The organism is Amycolatopsis sp. cmx-11-32 (genome assembly GCF_047608695.1).
Lineage (GTDB): Bacteria > Actinomycetota > Actinomycetes > Mycobacteriales > Pseudonocardiaceae > Amycolatopsis.
Window position 1 is genome coordinate 498,148 of the sequence record NZ_JADNQN010000002.1, and the last position, 17,008, is coordinate 515,155.

A 17,008-nucleotide genomic window follows, 5' to 3' on the forward strand; every position below is an offset into this window, starting at 1 on the left:
AGGTCAACGAGGTTTCAGCAGGTAGTCCACCACCGGCCGCAGCTCGTCCGCGGACGGCGGCTCGTCGTCGATGAGGCCCTGGATCAGCAGGCCGTCGATGCCGGCGAGGAACACCCGGAAGGCGACCTCGTCGTCGTGCCGGACCATCGAGGTCAGCACGTCCAGCCAACGCCGCGCGGCGGGCCGCAGTTCGGGTTTCCGCGCGGCCAGCAGGTACAGCTCGTACTCCGCCATCGTCCGCCCGCGCCGCGGTCCCAGCGCCTCGGCGAGCAGTCCGGCGACCTCCTCCGCGCCGCGGCTGCCACGCGAACGGGCCCTGTCGATCATCCAGTAGACCTCGGTCGCCATATCCCTCGCGCACGAGATGAGGGTCGCGATCAGCAGGTCGTCGAGGCTGGAGAAGTGATAAGTCGTCGACGCGGTCGGCACGCCCGCCTCGGTGGCGACCGTCCGATGGGTGACACCGGCGACGCCGTCCCGCTCGATCACCCGCAGCGCGGCCGCGATGATCTCCTCGCGCCGCTTCTCGCCCCTGGCCTTCCGGCCGTCGACCTGGATCTTCACTTAGCGCGCACTCCCTGCCTCGATCAACACGACACCGCCGACCACCAGCACCAGCCCGGCGATCACGGCGAGGTTGACCGGCTCTTTGAAGAACACGATGCCGACGGCCGCCACCAGCGCGACGCCTGCCGCGGCCCAGATCGCGTAGGCGACGCTCACCGGCACGCCCGCCTTCAGAACGTATGCGAGCGCGACGAACGCGAAGGCGTATCCGGCCACCACGAGGATCGAGGGCCCCAGCTTGCTGAAGCCCTCGGAGAGCTTCAACGAGACCGTGGCGGTCACCTCGGCGGCGATGGCGAAAGCGAGGAGAAGGTACGCACCCATGTTACAAAATTTAACTGGACGATCGTCTTAAAACAAAGAGAGGCGTACACCACATCGGTGGGACTTGGGCGCGGCCAGTGGGTTACCCATCAGTAAGAAGCATTAGTCTGCCCGAACCACCACAGCTTCACTCGGACGAAAGGCACCCGACGATGGGCGCTGTACAGCTGACGCTCGGCGGGATCTCGGTCCTGCTCGGCGTCGTCGCCTGGGGAATGTTCTTCGCGACCATCGCCCGCTTCGTGCGGGTGATCCGCCTCGGCCAGCCGGACTCGACCCGCAACGGTCCGATCACGGCGCGGATGAAGACCTTGATCAAGGAATTCGCGGCGCACACCCGGATGAACAAGATCCGGAGCGTCGGGGCCGCGCACTGGCTGGTCATGTGGGGCTTCCTGCTCGGGTCGCTCGCCCTGTTCGAGGCATACGGCGAAGTCTTCGTCCCCACGTGGGGCTGGCCCATCCTCGAAGACTGGTCGCTGTTCCAGCTGCTCATGGAGCTGCTCGGGGTCGGCACCATCGTCGGCGCGCTGGTCCTGATCGGGATCCGCCAGAAGAACCACCCGCGCCGCGCCGACCGGCAGTCCCGTTTCCAGGGCTCCAACTTCAAGTGGGCGTACTTCATCGAGGCCGTCGTGCTCATCGAGGGCATCGGCATCATCGGCGTCCGGGCCGCGAAGTCCGCGATGAACGTCCACGAAGCCCCGGTCTGGGCCGCGTTCGTCTCGCATCCGATCGGTGAGCTGCTGCCGGCCAGCCCGAACCTGGTCTCGGTGTTCGCGTTCGTCAAGCTGATGAGCGCCACGATCTGGCTGTTCGTCATCGCCCGCACGATGACCATGGGCATCGCCTGGCACCGGTTCAGCGCCTTCTTCAACATCTACTTCAAGCGCGAGGCCGACGGCGAGGTCGCGCTCGGCGCGCTCAAGCCGATGATGAGCAACGGCAAGGTGCTCGATCTCGAAGAGGCGGACCCGGACGAGGACACGTTCGGCGTCGGCAAGGTCGAGGACTTCAGCTGGAAGGGCTGGCTGGACTTCTCCACCTGCACCGAATGCGGCCGCTGCCAGTCGCAGTGCCCCGCGTGGAACACCGGTAAGCCGCTCTCCCCGAAGCTGCTCATCACGCAGCTTCGCGACCACGCCTACGCGAAGGCGCCGTACCTGCTCGCGGGCGGCAAGCGCGACATGGCGGGTGACGAAGTCGGACTGTCCGGTGACGACATGTACGCGGGTATCGACGTCCTCGCGATCGCGGAGTCCCAGAAGGCGCTCATCGGCGACGACGGCGGCGTGATCGACCCCGAGGTGCTGTGGTCCTGCACCTCCTGCGGTGCTTGCGTCGAGCAGTGCCCGGTGGACATCGAGCACGTCGACCACATCGTCGACATGCGCCGCTACCAGGTGATGATCGAGTCCGCGTTCCCCAGCGAGCTCAACGGGATGTTCAAGAACCTGGAGAACAAGGGCAACCCGTGGGGCCAGAACGCCAAGGACCGGCTCGCCTGGACCGAGGACCTGGAGTTCGAGGTGCCGGTGTTCGACGGCGACCTCGGCGACACCGAGTACCTCTTCTGGGTCGGCTGTGCCGGCGCGTTCGAGGACCGCGCGAAGAAGACCACACGGGCCGTCGCGGAACTGCTGCACATCGCGGGCGTGAAGTACACCGTGCTCGGCTCGGAGGAGTCCTGCACCGGCGACCCGGCCCGCCGGGCAGGCAACGAGTTCCTGTTCCAGATGCTGGCGCAGCAGAACGTCGAGATCCTGAACTCGGTGTTCGAGGGCCGCGAACGCAAGGCGCGCAAGGTGGTCGTCACCTGTGCCCACTGCTTCAACACCCTCGCGAACGAGTACCCGGAACTGGGCGGCCAGTTCGACGTCGTGCACCACACGCAGCTGCTCAACCGCCTGGTGCGGGAGAAGCACCTGACCCCGGTGGCCCCGGTCGCCGAGGACGTCACCTATCACGACCCGTGCTACCTGGGCCGCCACAACAAGGTCTACGACGCTCCCCGCGAGCTCGTCGGGGCCACCGGCGCGACGCTGCGGGAGATGCCGCGGCACGGCGACCGGTCGATGTGCTGCGGCGCCGGCGGCGCGCGGATGTGGATGGAAGAGAAGATCGGCAAGCGGATCAACGTCGAACGCGTGGACGAGGCGCTCGGCACCGCGCCGTCGAAGATCGCGACCGGCTGCCCGTTCTGCAAGGTGATGCTCAACGACGGCCTCACCGCGCGCCAGAGCGACGGCCAGGCGAGCGAGAAGGTCGAGATCGTCGACGTCGCGCAGCTCCTGCTGACCGCCGTCAAGCGCAAGCCGGAGCCGCAACTGGTCCCGGCCGGCGCGCCGTCCTTGGACGCCGTCTCAGATGCTGAACTCGACGAGAAGGCGGACGAGCCCGCCACCGAGAGTCCACTTTCGGAGGAAGACAAGTAGCACGTCGAGGCCGGAGGGAACATTCTCTCGCACATAATGCGAGAGAATGTTCCCTCATGCTTTATCCGGTCCAGACCATTCCGTTCCCTTACCCGTTCGGCGGTACACGGTGGCGATAAGCTGGCGTTTCCTCGTTGCCGTTGTCGTCTACGAGGTTGCTTTAGGCGGCACAGGCGATAGGTTCGAAAAAAAGGGGGCGAGGAAATCAATGGGCAACCGTCACGAACTCCGTCCGGGCATGGCACACCGCCTCGCGATGCCGGGGTCGTCGACAGGTCGTCCGATGGCCCGCCTGCCGTCGGCCGCGGCGCTCGCCCGGATGGCCCAGGAAGCGACCATCCCCAGCATCCCGGCCGCCCGGCGGCCGCCGCGACAGGAACGGCAACGCACGCGCGTCCGCCCGTACGTCCGCACGGGCGGACGCACACAGTCCAAGCGGAACTTCGCGATCGAAGCGATGATTTCCGTCCGGAACGACGCACCGTGGACCGCGCCCGGGTTCAGCGTGGAATTCCATTCGGTCCGTTCACTGTGCCGCCGTCCGACTTCCGTCGCCGAAGTAGCCGCTTCATTATGCGTTCCACTCGGCGTTGCAAAGGTCCTTTTGGGTGATATGGCCGAACTCGGCCTGGTTACCGTTCATGAAACGCAAGCTGAATTCGACGGTCATCCGGCACTCGCCTTGATGGAACGCGTCCTGCACGGATTGCGTCGCCTGTGAGATCGGCGCACTCGCACTACGCTACGCAAGGTGAGTGAAGAACCCGGTGGCGAAAGCACCCTGACCGTAGTGCTGGCGGGCGGGGTCAACCTCGCCATCGCGGTACTGAAACTGATCGCCGGGATCATCACCGGCTCCGGCGCGATGCTCTCGGAAGCCGCGCACTCGGTGGCCGACACGATCACCGAAGGCCTCCTGCTGACCGCGCTGAAACGCTCGGACCGGCCCGCCGACCGCGTCCACCCCTTCGGCTACGGCAAGGAGCGGTACTTCTGGTCGCTGCTCGCGGCGGTGTCGATCTTCGCGTCCGGCGCGATGTTCGCGCTGTACGAAGGCTTCTCGACGGTGTTCGGCGAGGCGACCGACCAGACCGATCCGATCGTCGGCTACGTCGTGCTCGCGATCGCCTTCGTCCTCGAATCCGTCTCGTGGTTCCAGGCCGTGCGGCAAGTGCGGCGCGACGCCGCCCAAGCGGGTAAGAAGGTGTCAGTCTACCTGCGGACGATCGACGACCCGGCGCCGAAGACCGTCCTGTTCGAGGACTCGGCGGCGCTGATCGGCCTGCTGCTCGCGTTCACCGGGATCGGGCTGCACCAGCTCACCGGCTCGCACGTCTGGGACGGTGCGGCGTCGATCGCGATCGGCGTGCTGCTGGCGCTCGTCGCCTACGTGCTCGGACGCACCAACCGCGGCCTGCTGATCGGCAGGCAGGCGGATCCGAAGCTGGTGCGCGAGATCCGGGACCACCTGGTCGGCGCGCCCGAGATCGAGGCCGTCGTCGACCTGCAGACCATGCTGATGGGCACCGACCAGGTGCTCGTGTGCGCGCGTGTCGACTTCGACGATTCACTGGGCGCGCCGGATGTCGAACGCGCCTGCGTCCGGCTCGCGGTCGAACTGACGCGATCGTTCGGGGACGTCACCGAGGTGTTCATCGAACCGGTCCCGCGCACGGATCCCGAGTTGCGCGCGGCGGTACTGGCCCGCTACGGCGACATCGCCGAACGCTGGGACAAGGGTCAGTAGCCGAAGTTCTGCGTCCAGTACATGCCCTTGGTGTTGACGCCGACGCCGATCTTCTTCAGCTTGCAGTTGAGGATGTTCGCGCGGTGGCCCTCGGAGTTCATCCAGGCGTCCATCACCTTGGCGGCGTTCGACTGGCCCTTGGCGATGTTCTCGGCGCCGGGCTTGTCGTAGCCGGCGGCCCGGATGCGCTGGTCGAACGTGGTGCCTTCCGGCGTGGTGTGCGAGAAGTAGTTACGGGCGGACATGTCGTCGCTGTGCCCCTGCGCCGCGGCGGCGAGGTGCGACTCGTTGCTCACCGGCGAACAGCCCGCTCCGGCGCGCTCGGAGTTGACGAGGTCGATGACCTGACCGGCGAGCGAACCGTCCGGCGAGCGAGGCGGATCCGCGGCCTTGCTGGGAGTGGGCTTCGGAGCCTCGGATGTCTGGGCTGGCGGCTCGGCCGGGGCGGAGGACGAGCTGGGCGGGGCGGAGGAAGACGTGGGAGCTTCCGGAGACGCCGCCGGAGCGGGCGAGCCTGCCCCGGGGTCGCCCGCTGCCGGAGCGGACGTCTGGCCGAAGTAGGCGGGCGGTTTCGCGAGCGCGTCACCGGGCCTGCCCTTGGTGTCGGGGACGCTCAAGGACAGGTTGCTCAGCGCCGTCCCCTGGAACCGGTCGGTCACCATCAGGTAGCTCGCGCCGGCGAGCACCCCACCCAGCAGGAAGCTGAGCGTGACAAGAAGTAACCGGTTTCTCGCTCTTTTGGGGGACACGAGGCCGAAAACTATCACGAACTGGTTACGGCAATACCCCCGAAAGTAGTAATACGGGTCAGCGGTCGCGCTCTGTCATCTAAAACCGGGTGATCAACCCCTGTCGATTCGTGCGTGATCGCCTTCGTGCCGGCCAGGAAGGGAGCTCACCGTCCGTGTACTTCTCGCAGGCTTCGCAGACCGACTTCACCAGGTGATCCCACAGCGGGGCGGCACTGGCCGTCATCGCCACATGAGTGCCGTGATCGACGCCAGCGAGAGCCCCACCAGCTGCGAAAGCGCCTTCGTCGTCTGCGGGCCGAAGCGAGCGAGGTAGTCGGCCACCCTGCTTTCGACGGCCGAGAGGCCGCTTTGCTCAGCCACAGTGAGAGACCTTCGGAACGACGCCCCTTCGGCGGGTTCTCGTCAGCGCTCGACAGCTATCACCGCCAGGTGTCGACGCGGTGGAAGTTCTTGTACGCGCGGCTCGGGGTCGGTCCCCGCTGCCCCTGGTAGCGCGAGCCTGCCTCATTCGAGCCGTACGGGAACTCCGCGGCACTGGACAGCCGGAAGATGCAGAGCTGGCCGATCTTCATGCCCGGCCAGAGCGTGATCGGCAGGTTGGCGACGTTCGACAGTTCGAGGGTGATGTGGCCGGAGAAACCGGGGTCGATGAAGCCCGCGGTGGAATGGGTGAGCAGACCGAGGCGGCCGAGGGACGACTTGCCCTCCAGGCGGCCGGCGAGGTCGTCGGCGAGCGTGACGGTCTCGTAGGTGGAGCCGAGCACGAACTCGCCGGGGTGGAGGACGAAGGGGTCTTCGCCCTCCTTCTCGACCAACGACGTCAGCTCGTCCTGTTGGAGCTGCGGGTCGATATGCGTGTACTTGCTGTTGTCGAACACGCGGAAGAAGCGGTCAAGGCGCACGTCGATGCTCGACGGCTGGACCATCGTCGGGTCGAACGGGTCGACGCCAAGACGGCCGGCGTCGAGCTCTTTACGGAGGTCACGGTCGCTGAGGAGCACGCGATCAGCGTAGTCAAGCGGCCTTCATGTGCCTGCCGTAGGTGGGGTCGAGCCCGAACACCTTGGTGACCTGCCGGAGATAATGGCGTCGCCCGGCGGCCCCGATCCGCTCCTGGAGCGCCGTCGCCCCCGGCACCAGCCGCCGGACCGTCTCGGCGGCGAAGTTGACGCCCGCCACCGCGACCACGGCCGCCTGCGCGATCGGATCGTCGGGCAGTTCCAGGAAGTCGGCGTTGGTCTTGCCAAGGAGAAGCCTGCTGATCGACCCGTGTGCCGCGACCGACACATGCGACAGGACCTTGCCGACCGCGCCCCGGCCCTCGCCGATCGCGGCGTGGGATTTCATGAGCGCCGCGGCGAGCCGCTTGGAATCGTCGTCGGGGATGAACTCGGTGGTGGCGAGCAGCCACAGCAGCCGCCAGGCGTCGTCCTCGCCGGCGGGCAGGAGTTCTTCGTCGACGCCCATCAGCCAACCGACGTACCGCCAGAGGTGCAGGATGTCCGCGCGCTCGCGGGCGCTGTAGCGGAGCCCGAGCAGTTGCGTGCCGAAGACGTAGACGAGGGAGAAGAGCAGGAGCGTGCCCGCCGTCTGAACCTGGTTGACCGGCCGGTCCCAAGCGGCGTAATCCCAGTCCTTGCGGCGGTTCATGGCCGCACGGACATGCGCGTGCACCACCCGCACCCGCAACGCGGACTCGTACCCGCGCCCACCGAGCACCAACGCGCCCGGCGTAGTCACGTGGATCCACCACGTCGCCGTCTCGACGAGACGCCGTGCCGCCTTGTACTCGATCTCACCGGTGCCGACGAGCGATTTCGTGGCACGCGACGCGAGATAACCGCCCATCAGCGAGACGTCACCAAGCGGAAAGAGGCCGAGCAACCCGGCACGCGTGATCGCCCGCGCTCCGCGATCGAGGCGATCCGGGTCGACCCAGTACGGCGTCGCCTCGACGTTGCGGAAGAAGGCTTCGAGCTCCTCCGGCGGCTCCTCGACACTGTCGATGCCTTGTCGCAGCGCCTGTTCAAACTTCTTGTGACCGCCGCTTCGGAGGTACGGCACCAACGAGTCCGCCGCCGGGTCCTCCCGCTGCGCACACTTCCGCAGCCGGGCAACCTGGCGCTCGTCGCCCCTGATGTCGCCCTCGATGAACAACCTCGATGCGACCCGGAACCCGCCTTGGCGGAACAGCTCGGGGTCGGGCAGCCTCTCGTCCATCCGGCTCACCTCCGATGTAGACAACAAGTGTTGTCACTTTTGACGGCGACGTCAAGGCGGGGTGGGTCTTGGCAAGGGGAGATCCGGACCATGTATGCTGGCCGAGCACTGCGGATGTAGTTCAATGGTAGAACATCAGCTTCCCAAGCTGAATACGCGGGTTCGATTCCCGTCATCCGCTCTCCTGCGAAAGCCCCAGGTCAGTGGATGTCCACTTTAGACCTGGGGCTTTTGCTTTGTGCTTGCCCGGCCATTAACGGGCCATTAGCCGACGGGCACGGCTGACCGCTCAGGCCGTCGTCATCGTCGTCCGCGTTGCCCGTCCGGTGCTGGTCGACGCGGAACCGCTCCGGCATCCTGCTGGCCAGGTCGAACACTTGGGCCACGGTGATCACCGGGCGTTCGTCCGGATTCGCGCGATCGGCCCCGCGGGACCCGACACGGGTTGCGAGGCGAGATCTTGTCCTCCTCCACCGGCGTATTCAGGATCACCCGCAACCGCCAGTCGGTCGGCCTGCCACTGTCGAATGATCGCCATGGACGACTTGCCCAGCTCGACCCCGCCCAGGTCCGGCGAAATGTGCCTACGCAGCAACCATTTGTACAGCTCGAATCACGCCGACTTACTTGATCCGCCGCCGAGTTCGTGACGAGCCACTTCGTCGAACACACCTACCGTACGAAAGCGACGACTCGGTGTCCGGCTGCGCGTCAGCCAACTGCCTGAGCGCAGCCAACGCGGCGGACACCCGCTCGTCAGGAACAGCCTCGATGAGGCGGCGGGCCTCCTCGCGAGGCGCAACCGGATCTGGGCTTTCGCCAGTCGCTGTAACTTCATCCTAGCCACAATTGTGCGCGCCCCCTGTGATCACAGCCGCACCGAGTGTCAGGTGCCCACCCAGAGGGAGTCCTGTGCCGATCGGTTTTCGGGACCCCTCCCCGCAACCGCCGTTACCGTCCGCGGCGTGCGAAGAATGCCGAGCGACAGCACAGCGGCCGCCTTGCTGACCGTTCTGGCGGGGGCGCTGCTCCTCCCGCTGTTGCTGGTCGGCGCGATCTTCCTCATCATCGGCTTGAACACGGGCAGTGCCCCGGGGCCGTACACCGCCATTTTCGCCAAGCCGGGCGACGAATGCGGCGCGACCGGACAGTATCTCGACGCGTCCACCGGAGAGCCACTGAGATGCATGGGGCCCGGGCTGTTCCGGATGTCCTCGATCGAATTTCCTGGCTTCTCCCTTGAGCAGAACAACGAGGTGCGTCGCTGGTTGACCACGTTGCTGGAGGACGGTGACCTGAGCGTCTTCGACCAGCGTGCGATCCAGGGAAGAATCGAGGGGATCGCGGCCGAGTTGCCGCCAGGGACGCGCGTCGAGCGGGAGTCCAGAACGACGGAGATCTGGATCGGCGCGGGCTTGACCGGCGCAGGGCTGCTCCTGGGTTCCGGCTTCGCCTGGCGGTGGTTCCAGAACCGCCGCAACGGTTTCTATTGACGGTTGAGGCAAAGGTGTCGTGTTCGTGAGCGGGGCGGCGACCTTCGTGGGGCGGACTGTGTGGATTTTGGGTCATCTAACGCCCACTCGCCCCACCATGACGATGGGCAGCTGGGCGCAACGGGGGTGTCGCCACGGCACTTCGAATTACCCTTCAATAGTCGCAGCGCGGCAAGTTGTCCAAATTGTTCCGCAAGCTGGCGTCGGCCGTGGACCTCAGCGTTTCGACGCCGCAGGAACAAGCTCATTTCCGCACAGAGGCTTTGCGGCCGTTGGCATCGGTGAAGTACTGATCGCCGTTGTCCATCGACGCATAGACATCGTCGGCCCGCAGCAAGTGACACCGCGGCCGACGGCCAGGATGTGGCCACCGCTCGTACTCGGCCATCCGAACTCCTCGGGTCGCGGAAGTTCGCCGCGCTCGGAGGTCGGGTCGGGCGGCGCGGTTGTTACGGTGCCGGGCATGGAGATCCGGGAGAGCACCGAAGACGACTGGCCGCAGGTGTGGCCGATCGTTCGCGAAGTCGTGCGGGCGGCGGACACGTACACCTACGATCCCGGCCTGAGCGAGGACGACGCACGCGCGGTATGGATCTCGAAACCGCCGGGCCTGACGGTGGTCGCGGTCGAGGACGGCCGGGTGCTCGGCACGGCCAAGATGGGGCCGAACCGCGACGGGCCCGGGGCACATGTGTCGACGGCCAGTTTCATGGTGGACAAGGACCTTCGCGGCAAGGGCATCGGCAGCGCGTTGTGCGCGTATGTCCTGGGTTGGGCCAGGGAACAGGGGTTCGCGGGGATGCAGTTCAACGCGGTCGCCGAGTCGAACGCGGCTGGGATCCGGATCTACGAGCGGCTCGGGTTCGAGATCGTCGGGACGGTGCCGGGTGCGTTCGAGCACCCGACGCTGGGGCGCATCGGGCTGCACGTCATGTACTGCGACTTCGGCTGAGGGTCAGCCCTCGACGAGTTCCCACGAGGCGTCGGCGCTGACGCGGTCGTACACCTGGCCGGGCGCGGCGCTCAGCACCAGCGCGACGTCCGGGTACAGGGTGACGGCGTGCTCCATCTCGAGGGCTTCGACCTCGAAATCCTCGTTCTCCGGCACCTGGAAGCCGACGAGCAGCCAGGTGCCGTCCGCCTCGCGGACGACCTGGCGCACGGCGCGGGCCGGTGCGGCGGGGTCGGTGGGGATCTCGGCGAGTTCGGTGCTCACCTGGACTTCTTCCAGCGGCGAGCCGGGGTGCGTCCACGCCGCGAGGCGGGCGGCGCGCACCAGGAGGTCCTCGTCGTCGTCATCCGAGTCGGCGACCGAGCTCAGCAGCCAGGTGCGGCGCTCCGGGTCCCAGTCGGCGGCCATGCCGGTGGGGAGGCCGGCGAGCGCGGCGATTTCGGGGATGAGGTCCACCGCGTCCCGCAGGGGCAGCGCGCCGAACGCGTCGCGGTTGAGTTCCATGTCCTCGGAGAACTCGTTGCCGTCGCTGATGAACCAGTCACCGTCGTCGTCCAGCACGACGAACGCGAGGTTCGACGGGTCCTCCACGAGCGACCGGGAGATGATGACCGGCGACTCCGGGTCCTGACGCAGCGGCCAGTTCTCGCTCGACATGCTGGGCTCCCAACGGGGTTGTCCGGCTGTGGGGCACCATCCCACCATCTCCGGCGTTCCCGTCGCGCACCGGCTCGACGGAAGGTCATTCGCTGAGGTCGTATTCGTCGGCGTCCAGCGCGGCGGCGGCTTCGGTGAGGAACGCGATCACGGCGGGCGAGAGGTACCAGCCGAATTCCTCGCCGCCGTCGCGGTGATGGAAGTAGCGCACCACCTGCAGCACCGCGGTCACCCCCTCGTCCGCCAGCGCCCGGATTCCCGGGCGGACCGGGGCGAGCCTGCCGATCACGCTCTCGATCTGGTCGTCGACCGGTTCCGAACCCCGATGCGTCACCTTCCAGGCGTGCATCCGCGGCAACCGGTGTTCGGCGGACCGCGAACCCAGTACCAGGACCTCGTCGGGCTGCATGCCGAGCCGCGCGGTGATCTCCGCGGCGGACACGGTTTCGCTCTTCAAAGCGAAGTAGCAGTACTGGTGGACCTTCATACGCCCGGGACCCTAGCTTTCGGGCAAGCTGACCAGGTGAAACGTGATCAATCGCTTATCGAACGTCTCACGCGGGACCGCGAGCCTGTTGTGCACACTCCGCGCGGACGGCCTGAGCGCTGCTGGAAATGCCCGTAAAGCGGTGGCTGCTCAAGGGTGTCGCCGAATAGTCTGGAAAGTCCGATACCGATCTTGGGATGGACGATGCTGACCGGTGAACTGATCCGCTTACGGCCGCTGGAGCCCGAGGACGCCGACACGCTGTGGCGCTGGCACAACGACCCGGAGGTCGTACGCTGGTTGACCGCGGACCACCCGGAATCGCTCGCCCAGATCCGCGAGCGCTTCACCAAGCGGGAGCCCAACAGCTACGCGCGGGCGAGCTTCGCGATCGAGAGCCTCGCCGTCGGCACGCTGATCGGCACGTGCACCCTGCGCGACGCCACGCCGGAACAGGGGCGCGCGGAACTCGACATCTACCTCGGCGAGAGGGATCACTGGGGCGGCGGCTACGGCACCGACGCCATGCGCACACTTTGCCGCTACGGCTTCGAAATGATGCGGCTGCACATGATCGCGCTGTGGGTCGTGGTCGACAACGAAGCCGCGATCCACATCTACAAGAAGCTCGGGTTCCAGGTGGACGGCAGGCACCGGCAGTCGTTCCGCGGCCAGAACGGCGAGTGGCACGACGAGTACCTGATGAGCCTGCTCGAAGGGGAGCTCCGCTAGTCGTCCAGACCTTTCTTGAGCCTGGCGGGTGCCTTCATCCGCCAGGCCTCCTCGATGAGCTCACGTAGCTGCGCCTTCTCCACTTTCTCCAGGTCGACGAGGATCGCGCCGTAGCCGTCGTAATGCGGCGTGGTGAAGTACGCGGGGTCGCCGGAGGCCAGCAGGGCCTCCTTCTCCGCGTGCTCACACAGCAGCATCAGCCCGCCCTCGGCCTCGCTGCGCAGCCGGGCGAAGTTCTTGCCCGCGACCTTGAGCGACGGTGTGCGGTACGACGTGGACTCCTCGACCTCCGGCAGCCTGCCCGCCAGGTCCACGACTTCTTCCCAGGTCGTCATGGCGGCCATTGTGCCCTGGGTCACTGACAAGCGCGGAGAGGGTTATGGCAGGACGGTGATCCGGTCCGCGGCCGGTGGGGCGATGCCCGGGTGCGCCGCGAAGTACGCGATCAGCGCGTCCAGGTCCACCGGACCACCCGCGAGATCGGTCCCCTTGGTGAACTCGGTGAAGCCGTCCCCGCCGGCGACGAGGAAGTTGTTCACCGAAACGCGGTACGACGCCGCCGGGTCGATCGGCGTGCCGTCGAGCGTCAGGTTCGAGATCTTCGATCCGGCGGGCGCCGAAGCCGAGAACGAGTACTTCAGCGACTTCGAGATCTGCAGGGTCCGCACGATCCCGTTCGCCTGCCACTGCTGTTCGAGCACGTTCTTCAGGTTGGCCCCGGTGAGCGTGATGGTCTGCATGATGTTCGCGAACGGCTGCACGGCGAACGCCTCGCCGTAGGTGACGACACCAGCGCCTTCACCGGCGGGCGAAGACGCGTAGGTGAAGTCCGTGCGGATGCCGCCCGGGTTCGTCATCGCGATCTGGGCACCGTTCGACTGCGTGGCCTCGAGCTGAGCGTCCGCGATGACGTCGCCGAGCGGGGACTCGCCGGAGGGCACACCCTTGGCGACCAGGTCCGCGGTGATGGTGCCGATGGCCTTGTTCGCGATCGGCGCGGCCTTGGTCTTCGCCTCGTCGATCAGCTTCTGCACGTCGCCGTCCAGCTTGACGTCGCGGGTCACGATCTCGTTGTGCGCCTTGGTCTCGCCACGCACGACGTCACGGGTCCGGCGGTCGATCTTCAGGTCGACGACCGACAGCAGACGACCGAACGACGCGCCCTGGATCACCGGGCGGGGCTTGCCATCGGGGTCGTTGATCACGCAGTTGTACTGCTGGTGGCTGTGCCCGGTGAAGATCGCGTCCACTTTGGACGTCACCTTCCGCGCGATCGCGGTCGCGGCGCCCGGTTTGACCTTGCACTCGTCCGGGCCGGCGGTCTCGGAGTTGTCGCCCTGGTGCAGCAGCACGACCTGCGCCTTGACGCCGAACCGGTCGAGCAGCTTCGCGGTGCGGTCGATCGCCTGGACCTCTTCACCGAACTTCAGGCCCTTGATCGCCTCGGGGGTGACGACCTGCGGCAGATCCTTCAGTGTCGCGCCGATGACGCCGATCGGGAGACCGCCGGAGAACTCGACGCTGAACGGCAGCAGGGCCGGGAAGCCGTTCTCGTAGTACACATTGGCTCCGAGGAGCGGGAAGTTCGCGCCTTCGAAGGACTTCCGGAACTGGCAGCCGTCGGTCGGGTGGCAGCCGCCGTGCTGGATCCGGCGGAGCTCCTTGAGTCCTTCGTCGAATTCGTGGTTGCCCACCACGGAAGCCTCGACACCGAGCAGGTTCAGCAGTTCGACGGTCGGCTCGTCGTGGAACAGCGCCGAGATCACCGGCGACGCACCGATGCTGTCACCGGTCGAAAGCACGACCGAGTTGTGCACTTCACCGCGAAGCCGCTTCAGGTGCGTCGCGAGGTAGGCGGCACCGCCCGCGTTGACCGGCGCGCCACCGGGCAACGTGACGCGGCCGCTCGAACCGGACGGCGGTTCGAGGTTGCCGTGCAGGTCGTTGAACGTGACGATCCGGACGTCGGTGGTGGCCGGCGCGGCGGACGCGGGCGCGGCGAGGGTGGCCAGCGTGGTCAGCGCGGCACCGGCGATCACGGCCAGCTTCATTCTTGGGCGCACGGCGGAGGAGTTTGCCTGGCGAAGCTGACCTTCACCAGAGGAAAAACCAGGACGATAAGCAAACGTCACCTGTCGCGTGAACCGTTCAGCAGCACTCGCGTCACCAGCTCGGGCTCGTCGTTCATCGGCACGTGCCCCGCAGCCGGGAAGGACCAGCGGTTCCGCCTTCGGGCGGGCGAGGATGCGGTCGTGCCGCGCCCACGCGATGGTCACCGGGATGTCTTCGACGACGCCCGCGAACCGGAAGCCGGGCGGGTCGACGGTGATGAAGTCTCGGTGCGGTGTGAGCGGCGGGATCACGGCACCAGCGGCTCGCCCTTGTCCGCGCGGTCGAAGACGACGTTGTCCACGCCGCGAGGCCAGGCTATTTCCTGCTACCAGCGGTAACAGGTAAATAAAGACGTTCGCGCCGCCGGGTGACGTCGTTCGGCATCGGCTCCAGTTCACCCGTCGCGATGAACCCCAGTCGCAGATACAACCGCCGCGCCCGGTCGTTGTCCTCCGCGACGTGCAGCCACACCTCACGTGCGCCACCCAGCTCGGCCGCCGACCGCACCTCGCGCACCAGCCTCTCGCCGAGGCCTCGGCCGCGTGCCTCGGCCTCGACCCACATCGAGTAAAGGATCCAGCCGTCGTCGCGGGCCCGGCCGGCGACCAGGCCGACCGGGCGGCCGTCATCGAACGCGACGAACCAGGCGTCCCCGGCCAGCCGCGCGAGCCACTCTTCATCGGACTGCGCCCGTTCCACCGCGGCGATCGAGCCGTAGTTCTCGGGGGTGTCCGTCAGAGCACGCAGGCGGATCTCGCGGAAGACGTCGAGGTCTCCGGCGGCCAGCCGTCGAACGAGCAGCATCCCGGCAGAATCCCACGGCCACCGTCCTGACGGGGAGCGGATTTCACCGACCGGCCAGGGTCAGGGTCGGCCACTCGGCCGATCCGGTCCCGCCCGGCGCGGCTCTTCGACCGAAGTGGCAGACCCCTCATGATCCATAACGTCGGTGTCATGACGAACGCACAGGTCACCGCCCTGCAGTACGGGCTGATCGGTTTCTTCGCGCTTTGGGCGACGGTGCTGATCCCGCAGCTGATCCTCCTGCACGCGCGGCACGGCCAGGTGCGCCTTCGTCCCGTCCTGACCATGGCCGCCGTGCTGCTCTACGGCACCATGACCCTGGCGGTGACCTTCCTGCCGCTGCCCGGCCCCGGCGCCGAACGGCTGAGCCAGACCGTGCAGCCGCACGCGTTCCAGTGGATCACCGACATCCACACCGAGTTGCTCAAGCACGGGCTCCCGATGGCCGACTGGTTCACCACCCAGACCTTCCAGCAGGCCACCATGAACGTGCTGCTGTTCGTCCCGCTCGGCTTCTTCGCCAGGACGCTCTGGAAACGCGGCCTCATCGGCACGACGCTGATCGGTCTCGCCGCGTCGCTGCTGATCGAGTTCACACAGCTGACCGCGAACTTCGGCACCGCGCCCTACGTCTACCGGATCTTCGACGTCGACGACCTGCTCAACAACACCGGTGGCGCGATGCTCGGCTGGATCGCCGGAGCCCTGCTGCTCAGCCTGGTGCGGAAGCCCGTTGCTCCGACGGTCGAGATGCGGTCCGAGGTACTTGTCTCCGCCGAGGGCTCATTGGCGCAGCCGTTGCGCCGCGAGCGGGTCGACCTCGCCCAGGCTCGCTAGCCTCGCCTGCCGCCGCTGGGCCACGCGCCGCGCGGCCCGCCGGTCTTCCGCGACCACCAGCACGGTGGCCACCACGAAGATCAACGCGACCAGGCCGAGGATGAGCGAGAGCTGCAAAACGCCTCCTCGAATACGGACCTTGTGCGCGAGATCACAAACAGTACGCATGTCGTGCTGACTTGGCCACCCCTTGCGACGACTGATCGTGTCCCGGGTCACGCGGGGACGGCCGAGAACCACGTCCGGTCGTCGGTACACCAGCGTTCGATGACCAGACCAGCGGCGGCCAGGGCAGCGTCCAGACCCGGCGGTTCCAGCCGACGGCAGGTGAACGCCTGATTCCACCACCGGCCGCCCGACGAGTACCGGACGACGGCCGAGAGCAGGTCACCGTCGCGGACGAGGTCACCGAGCCGGACATCGACCTCGCCGAGGCGTCCGCCCTGACCATCGCGGACCGTGTCGAACCAGTCCGGTGGATGCCATTCGACGAGCACCCGCCCACCGGGCGCGACGTGCTCGCGAGCGGTACTCAGGAAGGCCGCGCGGTCGGCGTCGAGAGCGGTGTTGACCAGGTGACTGCCGAGCACCACCGCGTCGAAGTCCCGGTCGAGCCGCAGGTCCTCGATCTTCGAACAAACCGTCGCGGTACGGACGTGGGCGAGCATCTCCGGTGAGTCGTCCACCGCGACCACCGGATGGCCCAGATCCAGCAGCGCGTGCGTGACCCGCCCGGCGCCGCTGCCGAGCTCCAGGATCGAGGCGCCGTCCGGGACGGCCGCGTGCACGATCCCGGCCTCCCCGGCGGGTGGCAGCAGCCGATACACCTCGACCGAACAGCCGTCGGCTGTGAACACCCCCTGCTCCATACCCGCCAGCGTGCCGGAAA

General features: G+C 67.2%; 23 protein-coding genes and 1 tRNA gene. 9 read left to right on the forward strand and 15 right to left on the reverse strand.

Annotation, left to right across the window (positions count from 1 at the left end):
* Window positions 1-3: 3 nt before the first annotated feature.
* Both ACM6LR_RS07125 and ACM6LR_RS07130 read right to left on the reverse strand, forming a co-directional pair.
* Window positions 4-564, reverse strand: a complete 561-nt coding sequence (locus ACM6LR_RS07125) for a TetR/AcrR family transcriptional regulator (protein ID WP_020632424.1) — start codon at window positions 562-564, stop codon at window positions 4-6.
* Complete coding sequence (locus ACM6LR_RS07130) at window positions 565-891, reverse strand: DMT family transporter (protein ID WP_414936744.1); 327 nt, start codon at window positions 889-891, stop codon at window positions 565-567.
* Window positions 892-1,043: 152 nt separating this feature from the next.
* Here ACM6LR_RS07130 and ACM6LR_RS07135 point away from each other — a divergent pair, with 152 nt between their 5' ends.
* The 3 genes from ACM6LR_RS07135 (at window position 1,044) to ACM6LR_RS07145 (ending at window position 5,073) form a co-directional block, all read left to right on the forward strand.
* Window positions 1,044-3,326 (forward strand): (Fe-S)-binding protein, encoded by a 2,283-nt coding sequence (locus ACM6LR_RS07135; RefSeq protein WP_414936743.1) that lies wholly within the window; start codon window positions 1,044-1,046, stop codon window positions 3,324-3,326.
* A gap of 208 nt (window positions 3,327-3,534) precedes the next feature.
* A complete protein-coding gene (locus ACM6LR_RS07140) occupies window positions 3,535-4,047 on the forward strand; it encodes a DUF742 domain-containing protein (RefSeq protein ID WP_414937118.1) in 513 nt (170 codons plus the stop codon).
* 30 nt (window positions 4,048-4,077) lie between these two features.
* Window positions 4,078-5,073, forward strand: coding sequence for a cation diffusion facilitator family transporter (locus tag ACM6LR_RS07145; RefSeq protein WP_414936742.1), 996 nt, complete (start codon window positions 4,078-4,080; stop codon window positions 5,071-5,073).
* Here ACM6LR_RS07145 and ACM6LR_RS07150 read toward each other — a convergent pair.
* From ACM6LR_RS07150 to ACM6LR_RS07165, 4 genes are all read right to left on the reverse strand, one after another.
* Entirely contained in the window at window positions 5,067-5,759 is a 693-nt protein-coding gene (locus tag ACM6LR_RS07150) for a CAP domain-containing protein (RefSeq protein ID WP_414943529.1), read from the reverse strand. The genes ACM6LR_RS07145 and ACM6LR_RS07150 overlap by 7 nt on opposite strands.
* Before the next feature lie 285 nt (window positions 5,760-6,044).
* Window positions 6,045-6,185 (reverse strand): hypothetical protein, encoded by a 141-nt coding sequence (locus ACM6LR_RS07155; protein WP_414936741.1) that lies wholly within the window; start codon window positions 6,183-6,185, stop codon window positions 6,045-6,047.
* Window positions 6,186-6,244: 59 nt separating this feature from the next.
* Window positions 6,245-6,826, reverse strand: a complete 582-nt coding sequence (dcd, locus tag ACM6LR_RS07160; protein WP_016338162.1) for a dCTP deaminase — start codon at window positions 6,824-6,826, stop codon at window positions 6,245-6,247.
* A 13-nt stretch (window positions 6,827-6,839) separates the two neighbouring features.
* Window positions 6,840-8,045: an oxygenase MpaB family protein gene (locus ACM6LR_RS07165; RefSeq protein ID WP_414936740.1), complete on the reverse strand. Its 1,206-nt coding sequence runs from the start codon at window positions 8,043-8,045 to the stop codon at window positions 6,840-6,842.
* 110 nt (window positions 8,046-8,155) lie between these two features.
* On the opposite strand from ACM6LR_RS07165, the gene ACM6LR_RS07170 reads away from it, so the two are divergent.
* Window positions 8,156-8,226 (forward strand) — tRNA-Gly (locus tag ACM6LR_RS07170).
* A 19-nt stretch (window positions 8,227-8,245) separates the two neighbouring features.
* Here ACM6LR_RS07170 and ACM6LR_RS07175 read toward each other — a convergent pair.
* On the reverse strand, window positions 8,246-8,440 hold the full coding sequence (locus tag ACM6LR_RS07175) for a hypothetical protein (protein WP_414936739.1): 195 nt from the start codon (window positions 8,438-8,440) through the stop codon (window positions 8,246-8,248).
* Between the two features lie 579 nt (window positions 8,441-9,019).
* Between ACM6LR_RS07175 and ACM6LR_RS07180 the strand changes: the two genes are divergently transcribed.
* Window positions 9,020-9,538, forward strand: coding sequence for a hypothetical protein (locus tag ACM6LR_RS07180; protein WP_414937116.1), 519 nt, complete (start codon window positions 9,020-9,022; stop codon window positions 9,536-9,538).
* Window positions 9,539-9,782: 244 nt separating this feature from the next.
* Here the strand turns inward: ACM6LR_RS07180 and ACM6LR_RS07185 are convergent, their stop codons facing one another.
* On the reverse strand, window positions 9,783-9,926 hold the full coding sequence (locus ACM6LR_RS07185; protein WP_414936738.1) for a hypothetical protein: 144 nt from the start codon (window positions 9,924-9,926) through the stop codon (window positions 9,783-9,785).
* Between the two features lie 75 nt (window positions 9,927-10,001).
* Between ACM6LR_RS07185 and ACM6LR_RS07190 the strand changes: the two genes are divergently transcribed.
* A complete protein-coding gene (locus tag ACM6LR_RS07190; RefSeq protein ID WP_414936737.1) occupies window positions 10,002-10,490 on the forward strand; it encodes a GNAT family N-acetyltransferase in 489 nt (162 codons plus the stop codon).
* Window positions 10,491-10,493: 3 nt separating this feature from the next.
* Here the strand turns inward: ACM6LR_RS07190 and ACM6LR_RS07195 are convergent, their stop codons facing one another.
* Both ACM6LR_RS07195 and ACM6LR_RS07200 read right to left on the reverse strand, forming a co-directional pair.
* Window positions 10,494-11,147: a hypothetical protein gene (locus tag ACM6LR_RS07195; protein WP_414936736.1), complete on the reverse strand. Its 654-nt coding sequence runs from the start codon at window positions 11,145-11,147 to the stop codon at window positions 10,494-10,496.
* 85 nt (window positions 11,148-11,232) lie between these two features.
* Entirely contained in the window at window positions 11,233-11,634 is a 402-nt protein-coding gene (locus ACM6LR_RS07200) for a DUF4279 domain-containing protein (RefSeq protein ID WP_414943427.1), read from the reverse strand.
* Between the two features lie 204 nt (window positions 11,635-11,838).
* Between ACM6LR_RS07200 and ACM6LR_RS07205 the strand changes: the two genes are divergently transcribed.
* Window positions 11,839-12,366 carry a GNAT family N-acetyltransferase gene (locus ACM6LR_RS07205; protein ID WP_414936734.1) on the forward strand — a complete coding sequence of 176 codons (528 nt, stop codon included), beginning with the start codon at window positions 11,839-11,841 and terminating at the stop codon, window positions 12,364-12,366.
* Here the strand turns inward: ACM6LR_RS07205 and ACM6LR_RS07210 are convergent.
* On the reverse strand, window positions 12,363-12,701 hold the full coding sequence (locus ACM6LR_RS07210; protein ID WP_414936733.1) for an MmcQ/YjbR family DNA-binding protein: 339 nt from the start codon (window positions 12,699-12,701) through the stop codon (window positions 12,363-12,365). The genes ACM6LR_RS07205 and ACM6LR_RS07210 overlap by 4 nt on opposite strands.
* A 42-nt stretch (window positions 12,702-12,743) precedes the next feature.
* Entirely contained in the window at window positions 12,744-14,417 is a 1,674-nt protein-coding gene (locus tag ACM6LR_RS07215; protein WP_414937115.1) for a bifunctional metallophosphatase/5'-nucleotidase, read from the reverse strand.
* Window positions 14,418-14,618: 201 nt separating this feature from the next.
* On the opposite strand from ACM6LR_RS07215, the gene ACM6LR_RS07220 reads away from it, so the two are divergent.
* On the forward strand, window positions 14,619-14,816 hold the full coding sequence (locus ACM6LR_RS07220; protein ID WP_414936732.1) for a hypothetical protein: 198 nt from the start codon (window positions 14,619-14,621) through the stop codon (window positions 14,814-14,816).
* On the opposite strand, the gene ACM6LR_RS07225 is transcribed toward ACM6LR_RS07220, so the two are convergent.
* Window positions 14,794-15,282, reverse strand: a complete 489-nt coding sequence (locus ACM6LR_RS07225; protein ID WP_414936731.1) for a GNAT family N-acetyltransferase — start codon at window positions 15,280-15,282, stop codon at window positions 14,794-14,796. The two genes, ACM6LR_RS07220 and ACM6LR_RS07225, sit on opposite strands and share 23 nt — an antisense overlap.
* 150 nt (window positions 15,283-15,432) lie before the next feature.
* On the opposite strand from ACM6LR_RS07225, the gene ACM6LR_RS07230 reads away from it, so the two are divergent.
* Window positions 15,433-16,119 (forward strand): VanZ family protein, encoded by a 687-nt coding sequence (locus tag ACM6LR_RS07230; RefSeq protein ID WP_414936730.1) that lies wholly within the window; start codon window positions 15,433-15,435, stop codon window positions 16,117-16,119.
* Here the strand turns inward: ACM6LR_RS07230 and ACM6LR_RS07235 are convergent.
* Window positions 16,066-16,287 (reverse strand): hypothetical protein, encoded by a 222-nt coding sequence (locus tag ACM6LR_RS07235; RefSeq protein ID WP_414943428.1) that lies wholly within the window; start codon window positions 16,285-16,287, stop codon window positions 16,066-16,068. The two genes, ACM6LR_RS07230 and ACM6LR_RS07235, sit on opposite strands and share 54 nt — an antisense overlap.
* A gap of 47 nt (window positions 16,288-16,334) precedes the next feature.
* The gene (locus ACM6LR_RS07240; RefSeq protein ID WP_414943429.1) at window positions 16,335-16,988 is read right to left on the reverse strand and encodes a class I SAM-dependent methyltransferase; all 654 of its coding nucleotides are present in this window, start codon (window positions 16,986-16,988) and stop codon (window positions 16,335-16,337) included.
* Window positions 16,989-17,008 lie beyond the last annotated feature (20 nt).